Raw genomic sequence first — 20,410 nt, forward strand, 5'->3', positions numbered from 1 at the left:
TGCAGTGACGAGCGACAGCAGCGCCGGCGCTCCGGCCGGCCGGGACAAGGTCGTCGAGACGCTCAAGTGGATGGCGCGCGAACTCGACGAGACCAAGCGGGACCTTGCCGACCTGCGGGCGCGTCGCTCCGAGCCGGTCGCCGTCGTCGGCATGGGCTGCCGGTTCCCCGGAGACGTCGGCTCCCCGGAGGATCTGTGGCGGCTGCTGTCCTCCGGCACGGACGCGATCGGACCGCTTCCCTCCGACCGGGGCTGGGACCTGGACGCCCTCTACGACCCCGACCCGGCCGCAGCCGGCACCGCGTACGTCCGCGAGGGCGGGTTCTTGGCCTCGGCCGGGGACTTCGACGCCGGGTTCTTCGGGATCTCGCCGCGTGAGGCGCTGGCGATGGACCCGCAACAGCGGCTGCTGCTCGAAGTCGCCTGGGAGACGCTGGAGGACGCGGCGATCGATCCGACGTCGTTGCGCGGCAGCGACACCGGGGTGTTCGTCGGCACCAACGGCCAGGACTACATCGCGCCGATGATGGACGGGGTCGCCGATCTCGGCGGCTACCTGGGCACCGGCTCCACACAGAGCGTGCTGTCCGGGCGGCTCGCCTTCACGCTGGGCCTGGAGGGTCCCGCGGTGACCGTGGACACCGCGTGCTCGGCGTCTCTGGTGGCGCTGCACCAGGCGGTGCGGGCGCTGCGCGGCGGCGAGTGCGACCTGGCGCTCGTCGGCGGCGCGACCGTCATGTCCAGCCCCTGGACGCTGGTGGAGTTCTCCCGTCAGCGCGGCCTGGCCGCCGACGGCCGGTGCAAGACCTTCTCCGACGGTGCCGACGGGACCGCGGTCTCCGAGGGCGTCGGCATGCTCCTGCTGGAGCGGCTCTCCGACGCCCGCCGCCACGGTCATCGCGTCCTGGCCGTGGTCCGCGGCACCGCCGTCAACCAGGACGGCGCCTCGAACGGCCTTACCGCTCCCAGCGGTCCGGCCCAGCAGCGTGTCATCCGTCAGGCCCTCACCGACGCGGGTCTCGCACCGGACGACGTCGACGTCGTGGAGGCGCACGGGACCGGCACCCGACTCGGGGACCCCATCGAGGTCGACGCCCTGCTGGCGACGTACGGGAAGGACAGGCCGGCCGGTCGGCCGTTGTGGCTGGGGTCCGTGAAGTCGAACCTCGGGCACACGCAGGCCGCGGCGGGCGTCGCCGGTGTCATCAAGACGGTGCTGGCCCTGCGGCACGGGAGGCTGCCGCGGACCCTGCACGCCGAGCCGCCGACGCCGCACGTCGACTGGACCACGGCCGGCATCCGTCTGCTCCACGCCGAACAGCCGTGGCCCGACACGCACCGGCCGCGCCGTGCGGCGGTGTCGTCCTTCGGCATCAGCGGAACGAACGCGCACGTCGTCCTGGAGGAAGCCGAGCCCACGCCGGTGGGTGAAGCACCGTCTACCGCAGCCTCAGCATCCCCCTCCACTCTGCCCTGGCTCCTGTCCGCACGAAGTCCGGCGGCCCTGCGAGGTCAGGCCGCGCGGCTGGCCGCACACGTCACCGAGCGGCCGGGTGCCCGCCCGGCCGACCTCGCCTGGTCCACGGCGGCCACGCGAGCCCGGATGCCGCACCGCGCGGTGGTCGTCGCGGCCGGCCGTGAGGATCTTCTCGCCGGGCTGCGCGCCGTCGCCGCCGGCGCCCCGGGCAGCGGAGTCGTCCGCGGCGAAGCCACCGAACACCCCTCTCCTACCTTCCTGTTCACCGGGCAGGGCGCCCAGCACGTCGGTATGGCACGGGAGTTGTACAACGATTTTCCGGCGTTCGCCGCAGCGCTCGACGCGGTGTGCGGACACATGGACGTGCTGCTTGAACGGCCCCTCAAGGAGGTCGTGTTCGCCGAGGCCGGTTCCACCACGGCGGCGCTCCTGGACCAGACCGCCTACACACAGCCCGCGCTGTTCGCCGTGGAGACGGCCCTGTTCCGGCTGGCCGAGTCCTGGGGGCTCGTGCCGGGCCGTCTGATCGGCCACTCCATCGGCGAGTTGACGGCCGCCCACGTTGCCGGGGTCCTCACCCTCCCGGACGCCTGTGCCCTGGTCGCCGCCCGCGGCCGAGTGATGCAGGCGCTCCCGCAGGACGGGGTGATGATCTCCGTGCGGGCTGCCGAGGAGGACGTCCTCCCGCTGCTCGCCGAGACGCACGGCCAGGTCGATGTGGCAGCGGTCAACGGGCCCGTGTCGGTGGTGCTGTCGGGTACGGCGTCCGCGACGGCCGAGGTGGCGCGGTTGCTCGCGGACCGCGGGCACAAGACCAAGGAACTCCAGGTCAGCCACGCGTTTCATTCGGTCCTGATGGAGCCTGCGATGGCGGAGTTCCGTCGTATCGCCGCCGGGGTGACCTTCCACGAGCCGCGCATCCCGCTGGTCTCCGCGCTGACCGGCGCGCTCGTCGGCCCCGGCGCGGTGACGGACCCGGAGTACTGGGTGCGGCATCTGCGGGAGCCGGTCCGGTTCCTGGACGCGATCCGTACGGCCGAGGCCCAAGGTTCGCGTGTCTTCCTGGAGTTGGGGCCGGACGGGGTGCTCGCCTCGATGGCCGCGGACTGCCTGCTGGACCGGGAGGCGGCGGTGCTCGCGCCGACGCTGCGCAAGGACCGCCCCGACACCCGGTCCTTCCTCACCGGAGTCGGCCAGGCGTACGCCGCGGGCGTGGACGTCGACTGGGTGCGGGTCTTCGCCGGGACGGGGGCCGTGCGCGCGGAGCTGCCGACGTACGCCTTCGAGCATCGTCGGTACTGGATCGCCGAGGGCCGCACCTTCGACCGCTCTGCCACCCCGCACGAGGACCCGGCGCCGGCACCGGAAACCCGTCCGGAAGCCGGCCCTACCCCCAACGAGTGGGGGATGCTCGAACTGGTCCGAGCGGCAGCCGCAGCCGTGCTCGGGTACGCCACGAAGGACGCCGTGGCACCGAGCCGGCCCTTCTCCGAACTGGGGGTGACCTCGGTCGGCGCGGTCGAGCTGTGTGCCGAACTGCGCGCGGTGACGGGCCTGTCCGTGCCCGCGTCCGCCGTCTTCGACCACCCGACACCCCAGGCGCTCGCCACGCACCTCGGTCGGCAGCGGCGCGGCGAGACCGACGAAGCGGCCGCCGCGCCCACCCGCCACCGGGTGGACGAACCGGTCGCCATCATCGGCATGGGCTGCCGCTTCCCGGGCGGCGTGACCAGCCCCGAGGAGCTGTGGCAGCTCGTGGCCGAGGAGCGTGACGTCCTGGGCGCCTTCCCGGACAACCGTGGCTGGAACCTGGAGGAGCTGTTCAGCCCCGACGGTGCGCCGGGCACCTCGACGGAGGCCCGGGAGAGCGGATTCCTTTACGACGCGGCCGACTTCGACCCGGCGTTCTTCGGCATCTCGCCCCGCGAGGCGCTGGCGATGGACCCCCAGCACAGGCTCCTGTTGGAAACCGGCTGGGAGGCGATGGAGCAGGCCGGACTGGACCCGGGCACCCTCCGGGGCAGTCGCACCGGCGTGTTCGCGGGGCTGGTGGGGCACGACTACCTGCTCGGTCCGGAACGGATGCCCGACGACCTCGTGCCGTACTTCGCGACCGGCATCGGCGGTTCGATCGCCACCGGGCGCATCGCGTACACCTTCGGCTTCGAGGGGCCCGCGGTCACCGTCGACACGGCGTGCTCCTCGGCGTTGGTCGCGCTGCACCAGGCGGTGCACGCGCTGCGCTCCGGGGAGTGCGACCTGGCGCTCGCGGGAGCCGCGACGGTGATGTCGACGCCGGGGGCCTTCGTGGGCTTCTCCGGGCAGGGACTGATGGCACCGGACGCACGCAGCAAGTCGTTCGCCGACGGGGCCGACGGCACCATGTGGTCCGAGGGCGTGGGCATGCTCCTCGTGGAGCGGCTCTCCGACGCCGAGCGGCATGGGCACCGTGTCCTGGCGGTGGTGCGCGGCACCGCCGTCAACCAGGACGGCGCCTCCAACGGGCTGACCGCGCCGAACGGCACCGCCCAACAGCGCGTCATCCGGGCCGCGTTGGACAACGCCGGCCTGGCATCCGCCGACGTCGACGCCGTCGAGGCGCACGGCACCGGCACCCGGCTCGGCGACCCCATCGAGGCGCACGCGATCATGGCGACCTACGGCAGTGACCGGCCCGAGGAGCGGCCGCTGTGGCTGGGGTCCATCAAGTCGAACATCGGCCACGCTCAGGGCGCGGCGGGTGTCGCCGGCGTCATCAAGACCGTGATGGCCCTGCGCCACGGGGTGCTGCCGCGGACGCTGCACGTGGACCGGCCCTCGACCCGGATCGACTGGTCGCTCGGAGCGGTGCGGCTGCTGACCGGGAGCCAGGCGTGGCCCGACACCGACCGGCCTCGCCGGGCGGGCGTGTCGGCGTTCGGCGCGAGCGGGACCAACGCGCATGTGATCCTCGAACAGGCCCCGGCCGCGCCCGTGTCGACCGAGCCGCGTATCCCGCTGCCGGTGACACCGCTGACGCTCTCCGCGCACAGCCCGCAGGCCCTGCGCGGACAGGCCGCCCGACTGGCCGCACGGCTCCGGCAGTCCTCCGCAGCGCCCACGGAGCCGCTGGAGCCGACGGAGCTGACCGACGTCGCCTGGTCGCTCGCGAACCACCGCGCCCAACTCCCCCACCGTGCCGTCGTCCTAGCAGCCTGCGCACAGGACGCACTGGCCGGACTCGACGCCCTGGCCGAGAGCGACGAGACCCCGAACGTGGTCACCGGCCGGCCGACCGGAGAGGCCGCGGTGTTCGTCTTCCCCGGCCAGGGCTCCCAGTGGATCGGCATGGCCTCGGAGCTGCTGCGGGGATCGGAGGTGTTCCGGGACACGTTCGCCGACTGCGAGCGGGTCTTCACCGAGCTGGTCGGCTGGTCGATCACGGACGCGATGGCCGGCACCCCCGGGGCTCCCTCCCTGGATCAACTGGACGTCGTACAGCCGGTGTTGTTCTCCGTGATGGTGTCCCTGGCCCGCACCTGGCAGGCCGCGGGAGTGCAACCGGCCGCTGTGGTGGGCCACTCACAGGGCGAGATCGCCGCCGCGTACATCGCGGGCGCGCTCTCTTTGGAGGACGCGGCCCGGGTCGTGGCTCTGCGCAGCCGGCTGATCGTGGACGTGGTGGGTCTGGGCGCCATGGCCGGAGTGTCCAAGTCCCAGGCCTGGGTGGCCGAACGACTCGCGCCCTGGGCGCAGGAGTTGAGCGTCGGGGTGATCAACGGACCCGAGTCGGTCGTCGTCACCGGCGACGTCACGGCCCTGGAGGAGTTCCTCACGGTCGCCGAGGCGGAGGGCGCGCAGGTGCGGCGGGTGCGCGGCGCCGTGGCACCGGGGCACGCCCCGCAGATGGAGCGGCTGCGCGAGCAGTTGCTCGGCGCCCTGGAGCAGGTGACACCGCGCCCCGGCACAGTGCCGCTGTGCTCGACGGTCACCGGCGAGATCCTGGACAACACGTCGATGCACGCCGACTACTGGTACCGCAACGCCCGTGAGCCGGTGCAGTTCGAGGCCGCGGTACGGCACCTGCTGGACCGCGGGCACCGGGTGTTCCTGGAGATGAGCCCGCACCCGCTGCTGCTCAGCGGTATCGCGGACATCGCCGAGAGCCAGGACACCCAGGTGGCCGCGCTGGGCACGCTGCGCCGCGACGACGGCGGCCCCGGACGCACCGCCCGGGCTCTCGCCGAGGCATGGGTGAACGGCATCGGCGTCGACTGGCCGGCCGCCGTCTTCGACGGGGTCGGAGCGCGCCGGGTGGACCTGCCGACGTACGCCTTCCAGCGGGAGCGCTACTGGCTCGAGCCCGTCACCGGGCCGGTGGGCGCCGGGGTGCAGGGCACCGGGCACCCGGTCACCGACACCCAGGTCGACCTCGCCGACGGGGGCGCCCTGCTGACCGGCCGACTGAGCCGTCGGTCACTGGGCTGGCTGGATGATCACGCGGTGTCCGGGGTGGCGATCCTGCCGGGCGCGGCCTTCGTGGAGCTGGCCGTGCGCGCGGGCGACGCGGTGCGCTGCGCGGCGCTGGAGGATCTCACCTTGCAGGCGCCGCTGGTGGTGCCCGGCACGGGCGGCGTGGTCGTGCAGGTCGCGGTCGACGCCCCGGACGGCACGGGCCGACGCGCGCTGCGCATCCACGCGCGCCCGGAGAGCGAGGGCGAGGACGGCTCCTGGGTCCAGCACGCGGAGGGCGTCCTGGCCCCCGTCACCGCAGACCCCGAGGCGCTCGCCGTGTGGCCTCCTCGTGACGCCGAGATCCTGCCGACCGAGGACGCCTACGAGCGGATCGCGACGGCCGGCATCGCGTACGGACCGGCGTTCCAGGGCCTCGGCACCGCCTGGCGGCACGGCGACGAACTCTTCGCGGAGGTCCAACTCCCCGACTCCGAACACAAGAACGCCGCCTCGTACGGCCTGCACCCGGCCCTCCTCGACGCCGCCCTGCACGTGGTGGTCCTCGACGGACTGGAGAACAGCGGCCAACTCGCCTTCTCCTGGAGCGGTGTCACCCTGCACGCCCAGGGCGCCACGGCCCTGCGGGTACGGGTGCGACGGCTCTCGGACGGCGCGTTCTCCTTCCACCTCTACGACGGCACCGGGCTGCCGGTGCTCACGGCCGAGTCCGTCGCCGTACGGCCGCTGTCGACGGCCGGTCTGACGGCCGCGCGCACCGGGACGGACCACTCCCTGTTCAGGGTCGACTGGACGCCCCTGCCCTCGGCCGGGGTGTCCACCACGGACCGCTGGGTGGTGCTCGGCGCACAGTCGGAGGAGGTGTGGCCGGCCGAGGTCGAGGCCCGTCGCCGGTACCCCGATCTCGCAGCGCTGGCGGACGCGGTGGACGCGGGTGCGCCGGTGCCGGACGCGGTCGTGGTGGCCGGAGGCGGTGGCGCACCCGGCGACCGGCACCTGCTCGGAGGGGCCCTGGAGCTGTGCCAGGCCTGGCTGGCCGACGAACGCTGGTCGGAGGCACGCCTGGTGTTCCTCACGCGGGACGCGGTCCAGGCGGCACCGGACGACGTGCTCGGCGACCTCGCGCACGCGCCGCTGTGGGGGCTTCTCCGTTCGGCGCAGCAGGAGCAGCCCGACCGTTTCCTGCTGCTCGACAGCGACACCGCCGAGGTGCCGTCCGTTCTGATCGGCGCGGCACTCGTATCCGGCGAGCCCCAGCTTGCCGTGCGCGACGGTGTGCTGCGCGCCCCACGCCTGGCCAGGGCAGCCGTCGACGAGCAGCGCGAACGCCCCTTCAACCCCGAAGGCACGGTACTGATCACCGGTGGCACCGGAACCCTCGGCGCCATCCTGGCCCGCCATCTGGTGTCCCGACACAGTGTCCGGCACCTCCTGCTGACCAGCCGCCGGGGAGCCGAGGCACCGGGTGCGTCGGCGCTGTGCACGGAACTCACCGAGGCCGGCGCGACCGTCACCCTCGCCGCCTGCGACGTGGCCGACCCCGCGGCGCTCACCCGCCTCCTCGCGGACATTCCCGCAGAGCGGCCACTGACCGGTGTGTTCCATCTCGCGGGCGTCCTCGCCGACGGCGCGATCGGCTCGCTCACGCCCGGACACCTCGACACCGTCCTGGGCCCGAAGACAGACGCCGCCTGGGAGTTGCACCGGCTCACCCAGGATCTCGACCTGGCGGCCTTCGTCCTGTACTCCTCGATGGCAGGCACCTTCGGCGGCGCGGGACAGGGCGCCTACGGCGCCGCCAACGCCTTCCTGGACGCGCTCGCCGCGCACCGCCGGGCGGCGGGGCTGCCGGCACTGTCCATGTCCTGGGGGCTGTGGCAGGACCGGTCCGAGATGGGTGCCGGTCTCAGCGAGCAGGACCTGGCCCGCCGCATGGCCCGCTCCGGCACATGGAGTCTGTCCGGCGAGCAGGGAATGGCCCTGCTGGACGCGGCCCTGGCCGGCCCCGACGCCCATCTCGTCGCGGCCCGCTTCGACTTCCCCACGCTGCGCGCCCAGGCGGCCGACGGCACCCTGCCCCCGCTGCTGCGCGGGCTGGTGCGGGCCGTACGCCGCAGGGCGGGCGCGGCCGAACAGTCCGGCCTCCGCGAGCGGCTGGCCGCACTCGGGACGGCCGAGCGTACCGCCGCCCTCCTCGACACGGTGCGCGCGACCGTCGCCCTCGTCCTGGGACACGGTTCGGCGGACGCGGTGGACGACGGCCGTGCCTTCAAGGAGCTGGGGCTCGACTCCCTGACGGCCGTGGACCTGCGCAACAGGCTGACGGCGCTCAGCGGCGTGAAACTCCCCGCCACGCTGGCCTTCGACCATCCCACGCCCCGCGCCATCGCCGACCTCCTCGAAGCGAAGCTGTTCGCGACACCCGTCGAGGTCACCCCGCCCATCCTCACCGACCTCGACCGGCTCGAACTCGCCCTGCTGGGCGCCGACGACGCCGATCCGGCCCTGCGCGCCAGAGTCACGATGCGGCTGCACTCCCTCGTCGCCAAATGGCGCGCGGCCGCCGAGGAACCGGCCGCCACGACCCCCGGCGAGGCGGAGGACGGACTCGGCCTTGAGGGTGCCTCCGTCGACCAACTCCTCGACTTCATCGACGACATGGGCAGCTTCTGACACCGACGACGGCGGCCGGTCCCGCAGGACCGGCCGCCGAACCGGACGACAGCAGGCGCACCAGCGAGCGGAAAGGAAGCGTTCCGTGGAAGACACGCGGGTCATCGAGTACTTGAAGCGGGTGACGGCCGATCTGCATCGCGCCCGCGCCCGACTCCTGGAGCTGGAGTCCGGCCGCCAGGAGCCCATCGCCGTCGTGTCGGCGGCGTGCCGGTTCCCCGGCGGCATCGACTCCCCCGAGGACCTGTGGCGCGCGGTCACCGAGGAACGCGACCTGATCTCTGCGATGCCCGCCGACCGCGGCTGGGACATCGACGAGCTGTACGACCCCGACCCCGACAGCGTCGGGAAGATGTACGTCAAGGAGGGCGGCTTCCTCCAGGACGCGGGCGGCTTCGACGCGGCCCTTTTCGGTATCCCGCCGCGCGAGGCACTCTCCATGGACCCCCAGCAGCGGCTCCTCCTGGAGGTGACCTGGGAGACGTTCGAACGGGCAGGCCTCGACCCGCACGGCCTCGGCGGCAGCAGGACGGGCGTCTTCGTCGGCGTCCTCTCCCACGACCACGGCACCCGGCTCACCCCGGCCCCCGAAGGCTTCGAGGGCATGATCGGCGCCGGCAGCGCGGGCAGCATCGTCTCCGGACGGCTGGCGTACGTCTTCGGTCTCGAAGGGCCGGCTCTCACGATCGACACCGCCTGTTCGTCCTCCCTCGTCGCCCTGCACCTGGCCATGCAGTCGCTGCGCAACAAGGAGTGCGACCTCGCCGTGGCCGGCGGCTCCACGGTCATGTCGACGGTCGAGTCGTTCATCGAGTTCTCCCGGCAGCGCGGACTGGCACCGGACGCCAGGATCAAGGCCTTCGACGACGCCGCCGACGGCTCGTCATGGAGCGAGGGCGTGGGAACCCTCCTCGTCGAGCGCCTCTCCGACGCCCGACGCCACGGACACCCCGTGCTCGCCGTCATCCGCGGTTCCGCCGTCAACCAGGACGGTGCCTCCAACGGCCTCACCGCCCCCAACGGCCGTTCCCAGGCCCGTCTGCTGCGCGCCGCGCTGGACAACGCCCACCTCGCCGCCGCCGATGTCGACGCGGTGGAGGCCCACGGCACCGGGACCCGGCTCGGCGACCCCATCGAAGCCCAGGCGCTCCTCGCCACGTACGGCCAGGACCGCCCGTCCGAACGCCCCCTGTGGCTCGGCTCGGTGAAGACCAACATCGGCCACACCCAGGCCGCCGCCGGTATCGCGGGCATCATCAAGATGATCTGGGCCATGCGCGAGGGCACCCTCCCCCGCAGTCTCCACCTCACACGGCCCACCAGCCAGGTCGACTGGAGCGAGGGCAACATCCGCCTTCTCGACACGGCACAGCCCTGGCCGGACACCGACCGCCCCCGACGCGCCGGCGTCTCCTCCTTCGGCATCAGCGGGACGAACGCCCACGTGATCCTTGAACAGGCCCAAGTATCTGTTGAGGCGGAGGAGTTCGTCCCGTCGACGGGTGGGCCGGTGCCGCTGGTGGTGTCGGCGGGCAGTACGGCCGCGCTGGCCGCCTACGGCAAGCGGCTCGCCGAGCGTCTGGAAGCCGATGCCGAGCTCCACCTGACCGACATGGCCCATGCGCTGGTCACGACGCGGGCCTTGCTGCCACACCGGGCAGTGGTGGTCGCGGGAGACCGGGACAGCGCGATCGACGGGCTGCAAGCGCTGGCCGAGGGTATCCCCCATCCGCAGGTGATCGCCGGTGCGGGGCCTGTGACGGCGACCGGGCGTGGTCCGGTGTTCGTGTTCCCAGGTCAGGGCTCGCAGTGGGCCGGCATGGGCGCCGACCTCTACGCCACCAGCCCGGTCTTCCGTGACGCGCTGGACGCCTGCGCTGAAGTCCTCGACCCGCTCACCGGCTGGTCACTGATCGACACCCTCACCGGAGACGACGAGACCTGGCTGAACCACGTCGAGATGGTCCAGCCCGCCCTGTTCGCCGTCATGACCAGCCTCGCCCGCCTCTGGATCGCCCACGACATCCAGCCCGCCGCCGTCATCGGCCACTCCCAGGGTGAGATCGCCGCCGCGCATATCGCCGGCATCCTCACCCTCAAGGATGCCGCCCGCATCGTCACCGTCCGCTCCGCCGCCATGCGCCAACTGGCCGGACACGGCGTCATGGCCACCGTCAGCCAAAGTGCTCAATGGGTGAGCGACCACATCGACGACCGGGTCACCATCGCCGCCCACAACTCCCCCACCACCACCGTCATCAGCACCACACCCGACACCCTCGACGAGCTCACCGCCCAGTGGGCTTCCCAGGGCGTCCGGGTACGCCGGATCAACGTCGACTACGCCAGCCACTCCCCCCAAGTCGACGCCCACCAACACCACATCACCACCGCCCTCGCCGACATCCAGCCACGCCAAGCGATCATCCCGATGGTCTCCACGGTGACCGGACAGCCGGTTGAGGGCACGGAACTGACCGCCGACTACTGGTACACCAACCTCCGCCACCCCGTCCTCTTCCACCAAGCACTCACCCACCTGATCAACGAAGGCCCCCACACCACCATCGAAACCAGCCCCCACCCCGTCCTCACCCCCGCCATCGACGAAACAGCAGAAGCGACCGGAACGGCCGTCAACGCCCTCCACACCCTCCGCCGCAACACCACCGCCTCCTTCACCACCGCCCTCGCCCACGCCCACACCACCGGCACCACCCCCAACTGGACAGCGCTACTCCCCACCCCCCACCACCACACCCCACTCCCCACCTACCCCTTCCAACACCACCACTACTGGCTGGAATCAAGCACCGCTCCCCTGCGCTCGACCGGCACCGCGGTTCCGACGGACGCGCCGCAGGACGACCCGGTCGCGGAGTTCCGTGAACGGTTGGCCGGGCTTTCACGCGACGAGGTGGCGGAGGAGATGCTGGACCTCGTCCGCACGCATGCCGCGGTCGCCCTCGGGCACGACTCCGTCGAGCCGATCCTTGCCGACCGCCCCTTCCAGGAGTTGGGGTTCGAGTCGTTGACGGCCGTCGCCCTGCGCAAGCGGCTGGTGGCGGCGCTGGATCTCGCCCTGCCCGTCAGTGTGGCGTTCGACTATCCGACCCCTCAGCTCCTCGCCGAGCACCTGGCCGACGTGCACCAGGACAAGTTCGGGGCCGCGCCGGACAGTGACGAGGCAAGTCTCGCCGAAGCGAGCGACGACGAGTTGTTCGCCCTCATCGACAACGCCGGCTCCGAGGAGGCGTCATGACCGAGGCCGCGCAGAGCGAGGCCAAGCTCCGCGAGTATCTCCGCAGAGCGACCGTGGGTCTCCAGGAGGAGCGGCGCCGGGTGCGTGAACTCACCGACCGACTGGCCGAGTTCGAGAGCAGGCCTGCCGTCGGGCCGGACGCGGTGGCCGTGATCGGGATGGCGTGCCGGTGGCCAGGAGGTATCGACACGCCGGACGCCCTGTGGCGGGCCCTGGTGGAAGGTCGGGACTGTCTGTCACCGTTTCCCACCGACCGGGGCTGGGATGTCGACGGGCTCTACGACCCGGAACCCGGGGTGCCGGGCCGGTGCTGTGTGCGTGAGGGCGGCTTCCTCACGGACGCGAGCGCCTTCGACGCGGCCTTCTTCGGCTACACACCGGACGAATCCGCAGGTACGGACCCGCAGCAGCGGCTGCTCCTGCACACGGCGTGGGAGGCCGTCGAAAGCGCCGGCATCGACCCCTTGTCCCTCGGTGGTTCGGCGACGGGTGTGTTCGTGGGGCTGACACCGCAGGGGTACGCCGGGAGCGACGGCGGCCGGGAACGTCCGGAGGAGGGCACCGACTATCTGGCCGTGGGGACGCTGCCCAGCGCCGCCTCCGGCCGCATCTCCTACTTCCTCGGTCTGCACGGCCCGGCGTTGACCGTGGACACCGCGTGCTCGTCGTCGCTGTCGGCACTGCATCTGGCCCGGCAGGCTCTCCTCACCGGGGAGTGCTCGCTGACCCTGGCGGCAGGCGTCACCGTGATCGCCGTGCCGGACGTGTTCCTGGAGCACAGCCGGCTCAGCGCACTGGCCCGGGACGGTCGTACGAAACCGTTCTCGGCGAAGGCCGACGGCGGCAACTGGGCGGAGGGGGTGGGGGTCCTCCTCCTGGAACGCCTGTCGGACGCCGAGCGTCTCGGGCATCCCGTGCTCGCGGTGCTGCGGGGGTCGGCGGTGGGCCAGAACGGCACCAGCAACGGGCTCGCCGTGCCCAACGGCCCGGGACAACAGCGGGTGATGGAGCGGGCGTTGGCCGACGCAGGGCTCAAGCCGGCGGACGTGGACTTCGTCGAGGCGCACGGCACCGGCACGCCGCTGGGGGACGTGATGGAAGCCGAGGCCATGCTGCGGGTCTACGGCCATGACCGGGACGCGGAGCGGCCGCTGCTGTTCGGCTCGGTCAAGTCCAACTTCGGGCACACGCAGTCGGCGTCGGGCATGGCCGGGGTCATGAAGACGGTTCTCGCTCTGACCCATGGCACGGTGCCCGCCACGCTCCACTGCGAGCCGCAGATCAACACCGTGGAGCGGTCGCACGGTACGTTGCGAGCGGTGCCCGAGAGTGTGCCGTGGCCCGAGACGGACGGGCCCCGGCGGGCCGCGGTGACGGCGCTCGGCGCGGGCGGCACGAACGGGCACGTCATCGTCGAGCAGCCCGAGCGGCCTGCCTGGAGTTGGTCGTCCGCTCCGTCGGACCGGGGTGCGCCCACCATGCCGTGGATCCTGTCGGCCAAGGATCCTGAGGCGCTGCGCGGCCAGGCCCGCAAGCTGCTGGCCCACCTGGATGGTCACCAGGAGCAGTCGTGCCTGGACATCGCGTACTCCCTGGCCGTCACCCGCAGCGCTTTCCCTCACCGGGCGGCCGTCGTCGGCACCCGGACGCAACTCGTTGCCGGCTTGAGGGCGTTGGCGGACGGAGAGCCGTCGGGGCCCGCTCTCGTCACGGGACGGGCCCGCACGGCGAAGACCGTACTGGTCTGCTCCGCCCCTCCCGTGGCGCCGCTGGTCTTCGATCGACTGCCCTGGGAGTGGCCGGTGTTCACGACGGTGGTCGGGGGGATCGAGGAGGAGCTGCGGCCGTTCGTGTCCGTCCCAACGACGGGTGTGCTCCGCTCGGGGGGCGACGAGGTCCCCTCCGCCGTCGAGTCGTTCGCCCTGTCCGTCGCCGCCGCCCGGCTGTGGCGGAGGTTCGGGGTACGGCCCGCCGTGTTCCTCGGCCAGGACGGGCCGGGCCGGTGGGCCGCAGCATACCTGCGGCGGACCTGCACCTGGGAGGCCGCGCTGGAGGGGCTCATCGCCGGACGAGATCCTTCGGCGGACCTCTCGCCGGCCCCCTCGACAGCCGGTCTGATTCCACTGCCTCCGATCGGTCCGTCCGACGGTGAACGTTCCGCGCCCGCACAGCAGTTGGCGGAGGCCTTCGTGGCAGGGGTCCGGCTCGACTGGGCGGAGGTGTACGCCGGGCTGGGCGCGGTGCGCGTGCCGTTGCCGACGTACGCGTTCCGCGACGACCACCACTGGTCCGTCGTATGACCACGCTCCGAGCGGCCTCGTGCCGTTCCGTTTCCGCAGCCCCCGAACAGAGGTGAGACGCCATGTCGTTGTCCGATGCCGTGCTGTCCGGGGCGTCGCCGCAAGAGCTCGCCCACGCCCCGCTGCCCGACCACTTCACCGCCGCGCATCTGCGTGTCGAGGACGAGCAGGTCTTCGCCGATCTGCCGGAGGACGCGGACAAGGACGTACGGCGCACGCTGCACGTCGGCGAGGTCCCCATGCCGGAGCTCGCGCCCGACGAGGTGTTGCTCGCGGTGATGGCCAGCACGGTGAACTACAACACTGTCTGGTCGGCGAAGTTCGAGCCGCTGTCCACGTTCCGCTTCCTGCGCCACTACGGCCGTGAGGGCGGCTGGGCGACCCGGCACGACCAGCCCTTCCACGTTCTGGGCTCCGACGCGGCCGGAGTCGTGGTGCGCACCGGCTCGGGTGTACGGCATTGGCGGCCCGGGGACCACGCCATGGTCAACGCCGCCTATGTGGACGACCAGGAGCCGATCAGCCAGGCCGACGGCATGCTCGGCGAGCACCAGCTCGCATGGGGCTACGAGACCAACTACGGCGGACTCGCCCAGTACGCGGTGGCCCGGACAAGTCAACTCATCGCTAAACCGGCCCACTTGACGTGGGAGGAGGCCGCGACGATCCCGGCCTGCGCGGGGACGGCGTACCGCATGCTCGTCAGTGATCGCGGGGCACGGATGAAGCAAGGCGATGTCGTGCTGATCTGGGGCGCCTCCGGTGGACTCGGCGCCTATGCGGCTCAGTTGGTGAAGAACGGCGGCGGAATCGCCGTCGGGGTCGTCGGGTCGGAGGAGAAGGCGGAGGCCGCCCGCCGGGTGGGGTGCGACGTGGTCGTCAACCGTGAGGAGATCGGGATCGGTGACGACACGGGTGAGGACCCCGCGCAGGTGGCGGCGGCCGGGAAGCGGCTCGGGCGTCAGGTGCGGGCCGCCGTCGGGACCGATCCCGACATCGTCTTCGAGCACGTGGGCCGTTCCACGTTCGGGATCTCCGTGTTCGTCGTCCGGCGGGGCGGGACGGTCGTGACCTGCGGGTCGAGCACCGGCTACATCCACCAGTTCGACAACCGCTACCTGTGGATGCGGCTGAAGCGTGTCATCGGCAGCCATGTCGCCAACCTCCAGGAACAGGTGGAGTGTGCCCGACTCTTCGAACAGGGCGGTGTCGTACCGACGCTGTCCTCGCTGTTCCCGCTGGCCGAGGTCGCGGAGGCGACGCGGCTGGTGCAGCTCAACCAGCACATCGGCAAGGTCGGTGTGCTGTGCCTGGCGCCCGAGGCGGGCCTCGGTGTCACGGCACCCGAACTCCGCGCCCGTATCGGCGAGGACGCCCTCAATCCGCTGCGGTCGTTCGCCGCCCGCCCCGCGCCGGTCGCCTGAACTCCTCGGACGCCCCCCTCAACCCACCCAACCATCAGACCTGTTGAACCGAAAGGCCGCCTTCATGAGCGACACCGCCCAGACCCTGCCTGTGCCGGAAGCCGTCGGCAAGCTGTACGACCGGCTGACCCTGACCGCGTTGCGCGACGGCACGTTCAACCCGAACATCCACATCGGATTCTGGGACACGCCCGACTCGAAGGCGCCGCTGGAGGAAGCCGTCGACCGCCTCACCGACGTGCTGATCGAACGGCTGCTGGTCGGCGGGACGGACCATGTCCTGGACCTCGGCTGCGGGGTGGGCGGTCCGGGCCTGCGGGTCGTGGAGCGCACCGGTGCCCGGCTCACCGGGATCAGCATCAGCGAGGAGCAGGTGAAGACGGCGAACCGGCTCGCCGAGGAGGCCGGACGCGCGGACCGGGCGGTGTTCCGGCGAGCCGACGCGATGGAACTCCCCTTCGAAAACGGCTCGTTCGACGCGGTGATGGCCCTCGAATCGATCATCCACATGCCCGACCGGGAGCAGGTCCTCACCGAAGTCGCCCGGGTCCTGCGTCCCGGTGGCCGGCTCGTCCTGACCGATGTCTTCGAGCGAGCTCCGCGGAAGACCCCCCGGCATCCGTCGATCGACAAGTTCTGCCGCAACTTCATGGTGACCCTGGCCGACGCCGACGGGTACGTGGCGATGCTGCACCGTGCGGGACTTCGGCTGCGCGGACTGCTGGACATCACCGAGCACACCATGCAACGCACGTTCGAGGAACTGGCGAGGCCGGTCGAGGGCGCGGACCGCCCCGAGGCCCTGGGCCAGACCAACCTCCCGGACCTCTTCCACCCCTCGGACATGCTGGGAGTCGACGAGTTCGGCTGCCTCTTGGTCGCCGCGGTACGCCCCTGACCAACGGTGCGCACACACCGGTCGGTCCGCAGCACCCTGCGGACCGACCGGTGTGACGAACCGGGCATCACGCGACTGTGCTCAAGCCCTGGGCGCCAAATGCGCGGGGCGCTCGGACAGTCGTCGATTCAAGTCGCGTGTTGTGATGCGCTGTGTCCGCAGCTGCTTCTCTTGCAGACAGCGCCTTCTCCCCAGAATTCATCGCAGGTGTTGCACTTCCTGCACTTGCTCCCGAAGAAGTCGTCGTCAAACCCCTCCAGCTTTGCGCCCCTCACCATGTCCGCGGCTTCTCTTCTCGCCCGGATCACCACCAACGCAGCCTTGTCCAGAATCTCCGACTGCTCGCTGGTGAGACTTCCTGGGTCCGCATAAGTGAAGTCGGCATGTCTCACTGGGGCTTGCTGCTCGCTGGGTTTCGTCATGACGGAACACCTCCATGCAGCCGAATGAAAGAAGCGGTCGATTGAACCCGGCCTGAAGGGCTATCGCGGAAACGGGAAACGAGTGAGTGCATCTCTACTTTACGACTGGTGACGTGCGCCTGCCACTGGAGAAGTGCTCACAGTAGTAAATCCCCTAGCCCGACGGCGCCGCCGTCGCCCGCTTGGTCAGGGGGTGCGTCAGCGGCCCAGCGGTGTGATGGTGGAAGGGTAGGACGTCGCGCGAGAAGACTGTCCTTGAGGTCGCAGCGCCTAGCTGGAAGGGGGTGATACCAATGCCTGTCGACTCGAACCTGAATGACGCTCAGAGAAAAATTCTCGCTGAGCTGACTGAGGCTGAGGCCCGACTTCTAGACGTGCTGAAGAAGGCACGTGAGCTACTGCAGCTGCATGAATCGTTCTGCGCGAAATGCTACGACCCCGACTATCCCTGCCCTGGCTTCAAAGGCTCTGGGGAAACCTGCGCTCACCCCAGCTGTGGTCATGGCCTCTTGCCACACCAACTTCCCTGAGAGCAATGCCCCACAGTGCCAACGGCGCGCCACGTCACCTGCACGCCCACCACACGGCGTTCCAGCGAACCCGGTCGACCACGGGCGGCTTGACCATCGTGCCGTCGCGGCACGAATGACCCCGGCACCGAAGCAGTCAGCCACCGGTCAAATGTCAGAAACCTGTTCCGTTCCTGTCGGAGTCCGGTGGCCCGTCCCCAACTTCCGCCCTCTCGCAGCGATTCGACCGCCGCCCCTCCCTACGATGGCGGCCATGTGTGCGTATGTGGTGCTCGCCGACGACGACGCCAAACAAGCCGACCTCATCCGCCTGTACCTGGAGCGGGAAGGCCACTCGGTCGACGTCGTCCACGACGGGCGGGCCGCGTTGGAGCAGATCCGGCAGCGCATGCCGGATCTCGTCGTGCTGGACTGGATGATGCCGCGCGTGGACGGACTGGACGTCTGCCGAGTGCTGCGCCGCGAGTCCGACGTCCCCGTCCTCATGCTCACGGCGCGCGCGGAGGAGGACGACCTGCTGCTCGCCCTCGACCTGGGCGCCGACGACTACATGACCAAGCCGTGCAGCCCCCGCGAGCTCGTCGCCCGAGTCCGTACGCTGCTCAGACGCACCCGCCGTCCGGCAGCCGCCGACGCTCAGCTCCCCGCCCCGGCCATCGAGACCGCGCCGCACCCTGCCGAACCCGTCCACGCCGTGGGCTCGCTCGTGGTCGACCCCGGCCGGTTCGAGATACGGGTGGAAGGGCGCCTGGTGGACTGCACGCCCGGGGAGTTCCGCGTGCTCGAAGTGCTGGCCTCGGCGCCCGGCCGGGTGTTCACCAGGAAGCAGATCCTGGAGCACCTGCACGGCATCGACCGCTACGTCACCGCCCGCACGGTCGACGGCCACGTCATGAACCTGCGTCGCAAGATCGAACGCGATCCCGCGCGGCCCGAACGGCTGCTCACGGTCTACGGCGTCGGCTACAAAGCCGCCGAACCACCGGCGGAGGCAGAGCCCGACGACGCGGCCGGTTCCCCCCATGCGTGCTGACATACCCCTGCGCAGCAGCCTGCGAACACGGCTGCTCGCGGTGTGCGTGCTGGTCTCCCTGTGCTCGATCGTCGCAACCGCCTGGCTGGTCGTCAGCGTGACCGCGGTCGCCATCGGACGTGAGCGCGGCCAAGCCATCGCCGACGACGCCCGGGTGTACGACGCACTGGTCGGCTTCGCCGCCACGCACCCCGACTGGCGGGGCGTCGAACCGACGGTGCGCGCGCTCGCCCGCGAGACCGGCCGCCGCATCACCCTCACCGACGAGAACCGCCACCTGCTCGCGGACTCCGACGGAAGGGCCTCGCGGTCAGCCGGATCGCTGCCCGACACACCGTCGGCGACCGTCGACGCACTCGCCGTGGACGTCACACTCGTGGCCGGTCACGGCGGCGAACCGTCCGACCGCATCGACCCGCGGGCGGTCGGGCCCTTCCGGCTGACCGCTCAGGAGAAGGCGGCACTGCGGGTCACCGCCACCCGCGTCCTGTCCTCCTGTCAGCAGGGCAGAGGAGGGGCGGCGGACATCCAGATCGTGCAGGCCCCGAACGGCCGGCCGGAGATCGAGCTCGACGGCAGCGTCCTGACCGCGGGCGACCGGTGCGGGGTCGACATCCTGCTCGAACGCACGCCCACCGAGAGGCGGGCCCAGGCTCAGCTGGGCAGGCTGGTCAACGCGTGCCTGACCGCCCGTCACGCGGCCCCGGTGCAGCTCGCCGACGACCTGACCTGGACGCCCTCCACGGCCCGCGGCGCCCCGAACAGCCGTGCGGTGACGTCCTGCATCTCCACCGCGCGTCGCGACCAGCTCTCCCCCTACGTGGCTCCGCCGGCACTGCTCTTCGCCACCGCGCCCGAACAGAAGATCGCCACGTTCTTCGACCTCTCCGACGCCAATCGTCTGAGGATCGCCGGGGTCACCTTCGTGGTGCTGCTCCTCACGGTGACGGTCACCCTGGTCGTCGGCACCCGTATGGTCCGGCCGCTGCGGGCACTGACCGGTGCGGCCCAGCGGATGGCCGAGGGGGACGAGGACGCGCGCGTGGAGGTCACCGGCGACGACGAACTCGGCAGGCTCGCCGTGGCGTTCAACCTCATGTCGAGCCGGCGCCGGGAACTGGAGCAGTTGCGCCGGGCGCTGGTGAGCGACGTGGCCCATGAGCTGCGTACCCCGCTGGGGAACGTCCGGGGCTGGCTGGAAGCCGTCGAGGACGGCGTCGTAGCGGCGGACAAGCCCCTCATCTCCTCCCTCCTGGAGGAGGCGCTGCTCCTCCAGCACATCATCGACGACCTGCGTGACCTCGCGGCAGCCGACGCCGGTGCGCTCAAACTGCACCCGGAGGACGTGGACGCGGCCGCTCTGCTCGCCCAGGTCGCGCGCGCCCACCAGGGCAGCGCCGGTGCCGCCGGAGTGGAGCTGCGGGTGCGCTCCCCTCACGAGCGGCCGTGGCTGCGGGCCGACTCCCTGAGGCTGCGCCAGGCGATCGGGAACCTGGTGTCCAACGCGATCCGGCACACGCCCACCGGCGGCACGGTCACCCTGTCCGTACGTCCACTGGGCGACCAGGTGGTGTTCGCCGTCGAGGACACCGGCTCCGGTATCGGCGAAGAGGCCCTGCCCAAGGTGTTCGACCGTTTCTGGCGGGCGGACAAGTCGCGCAGCAGACAGGGCGGGGGAAGCGGCCTTGGCCTGTCCATCGTCCGCAAACTCGTCGAAGCCCACGGCGGCACCGTGCACGCCTCCAGCGTGCTGGGGAAGGGATCGCTCTTCTCGCTGAGGCTGCCCGGCATGTCGACCGGGCGGCCTGAGTCGTAGGACGACGATCTGGACTGTCGGGGTTGGTGAGACAACTCTGCTCGACAACGGGTGCCTGCGATGCAGCAGGGAGAGCAGGTCGCCACTCTGGACTACCGTCGAAAGCGTCTCAGTGGCTGCTGG

General features: G+C 71.4%; 7 protein-coding genes and 1 pseudogene. 7 read left to right on the forward strand and 1 reads right to left on the reverse strand.

Features of this window, described 5'->3' with window-relative positions:
• Positions 1-4 precede the first annotated feature (4 nt).
• The 5 genes and pseudogenes from AQJ54_RS20025 (at position 5) to AQJ54_RS20045 (ending at position 16,486) form a co-directional block, all read left to right on the forward strand.
• The gene (locus AQJ54_RS20025) at positions 5-8,602 is read left to right on the forward strand and encodes a type I polyketide synthase (protein ID WP_062239218.1); all 8,598 of its coding nucleotides are present in this window, start codon (positions 5-7) and stop codon (positions 8,600-8,602) included.
• Positions 8,603-8,693: 91 nt separating this feature from the next.
• Positions 8,694-11,864 (forward strand): annotated as a pseudogene (locus AQJ54_RS20030) (type I polyketide synthase); the annotation flags it as partial.
• Positions 11,861-14,164 carry a type I polyketide synthase gene (locus AQJ54_RS20035; protein ID WP_062239221.1) on the forward strand — a complete coding sequence of 768 codons (2,304 nt, stop codon included), beginning with the start codon at positions 11,861-11,863 and terminating at the stop codon, positions 14,162-14,164. The pseudogene AQJ54_RS20030 and the gene AQJ54_RS20035, both read left to right, overlap by 4 nt.
• 62 nt (positions 14,165-14,226) lie before the next feature.
• The gene (gene ccrA / locus AQJ54_RS20040; RefSeq protein ID WP_062239224.1) at positions 14,227-15,588 is read left to right on the forward strand and encodes a crotonyl-CoA carboxylase/reductase; all 1,362 of its coding nucleotides are present in this window, start codon (positions 14,227-14,229) and stop codon (positions 15,586-15,588) included.
• Positions 15,589-15,652: 64 nt separating this feature from the next.
• On the forward strand, positions 15,653-16,486 hold the full coding sequence (locus AQJ54_RS20045) for a methyltransferase domain-containing protein (RefSeq protein ID WP_062239227.1): 834 nt from the start codon (positions 15,653-15,655) through the stop codon (positions 16,484-16,486).
• 128 nt (positions 16,487-16,614) lie between these two features.
• Here the strand turns inward: AQJ54_RS20045 and AQJ54_RS45695 are convergent, their stop codons facing one another.
• Positions 16,615-16,908, reverse strand: coding sequence for a DUF6422 family protein (locus AQJ54_RS45695; protein WP_159055536.1), 294 nt, complete (start codon positions 16,906-16,908; stop codon positions 16,615-16,617).
• A 783-nt stretch (positions 16,909-17,691) separates the two neighbouring features.
• On the opposite strand from AQJ54_RS45695, the gene AQJ54_RS20050 reads away from it, so the two are divergent.
• Together AQJ54_RS20050 and AQJ54_RS20055 are read left to right on the forward strand one after the other, a co-directional pair.
• Complete coding sequence (locus AQJ54_RS20050) at positions 17,692-18,471, forward strand: response regulator transcription factor (protein ID WP_079069944.1); 780 nt, start codon at positions 17,692-17,694, stop codon at positions 18,469-18,471.
• Entirely contained in the window at positions 18,461-20,287 is a 1,827-nt protein-coding gene (locus tag AQJ54_RS20055; protein ID WP_062239229.1) for a HAMP domain-containing sensor histidine kinase, read from the forward strand. The genes AQJ54_RS20050 and AQJ54_RS20055 overlap by 11 nt, the downstream gene beginning before the upstream one ends.
• Positions 20,288-20,410: the final 123 nt, after the last annotated feature.

It is taken from the genome of Streptomyces griseorubiginosus (assembly GCF_001514195.1).
In the GTDB taxonomy this organism is placed as follows: domain Bacteria; phylum Actinomycetota; class Actinomycetes; order Streptomycetales; family Streptomycetaceae; genus Streptomyces; species Streptomyces griseorubiginosus.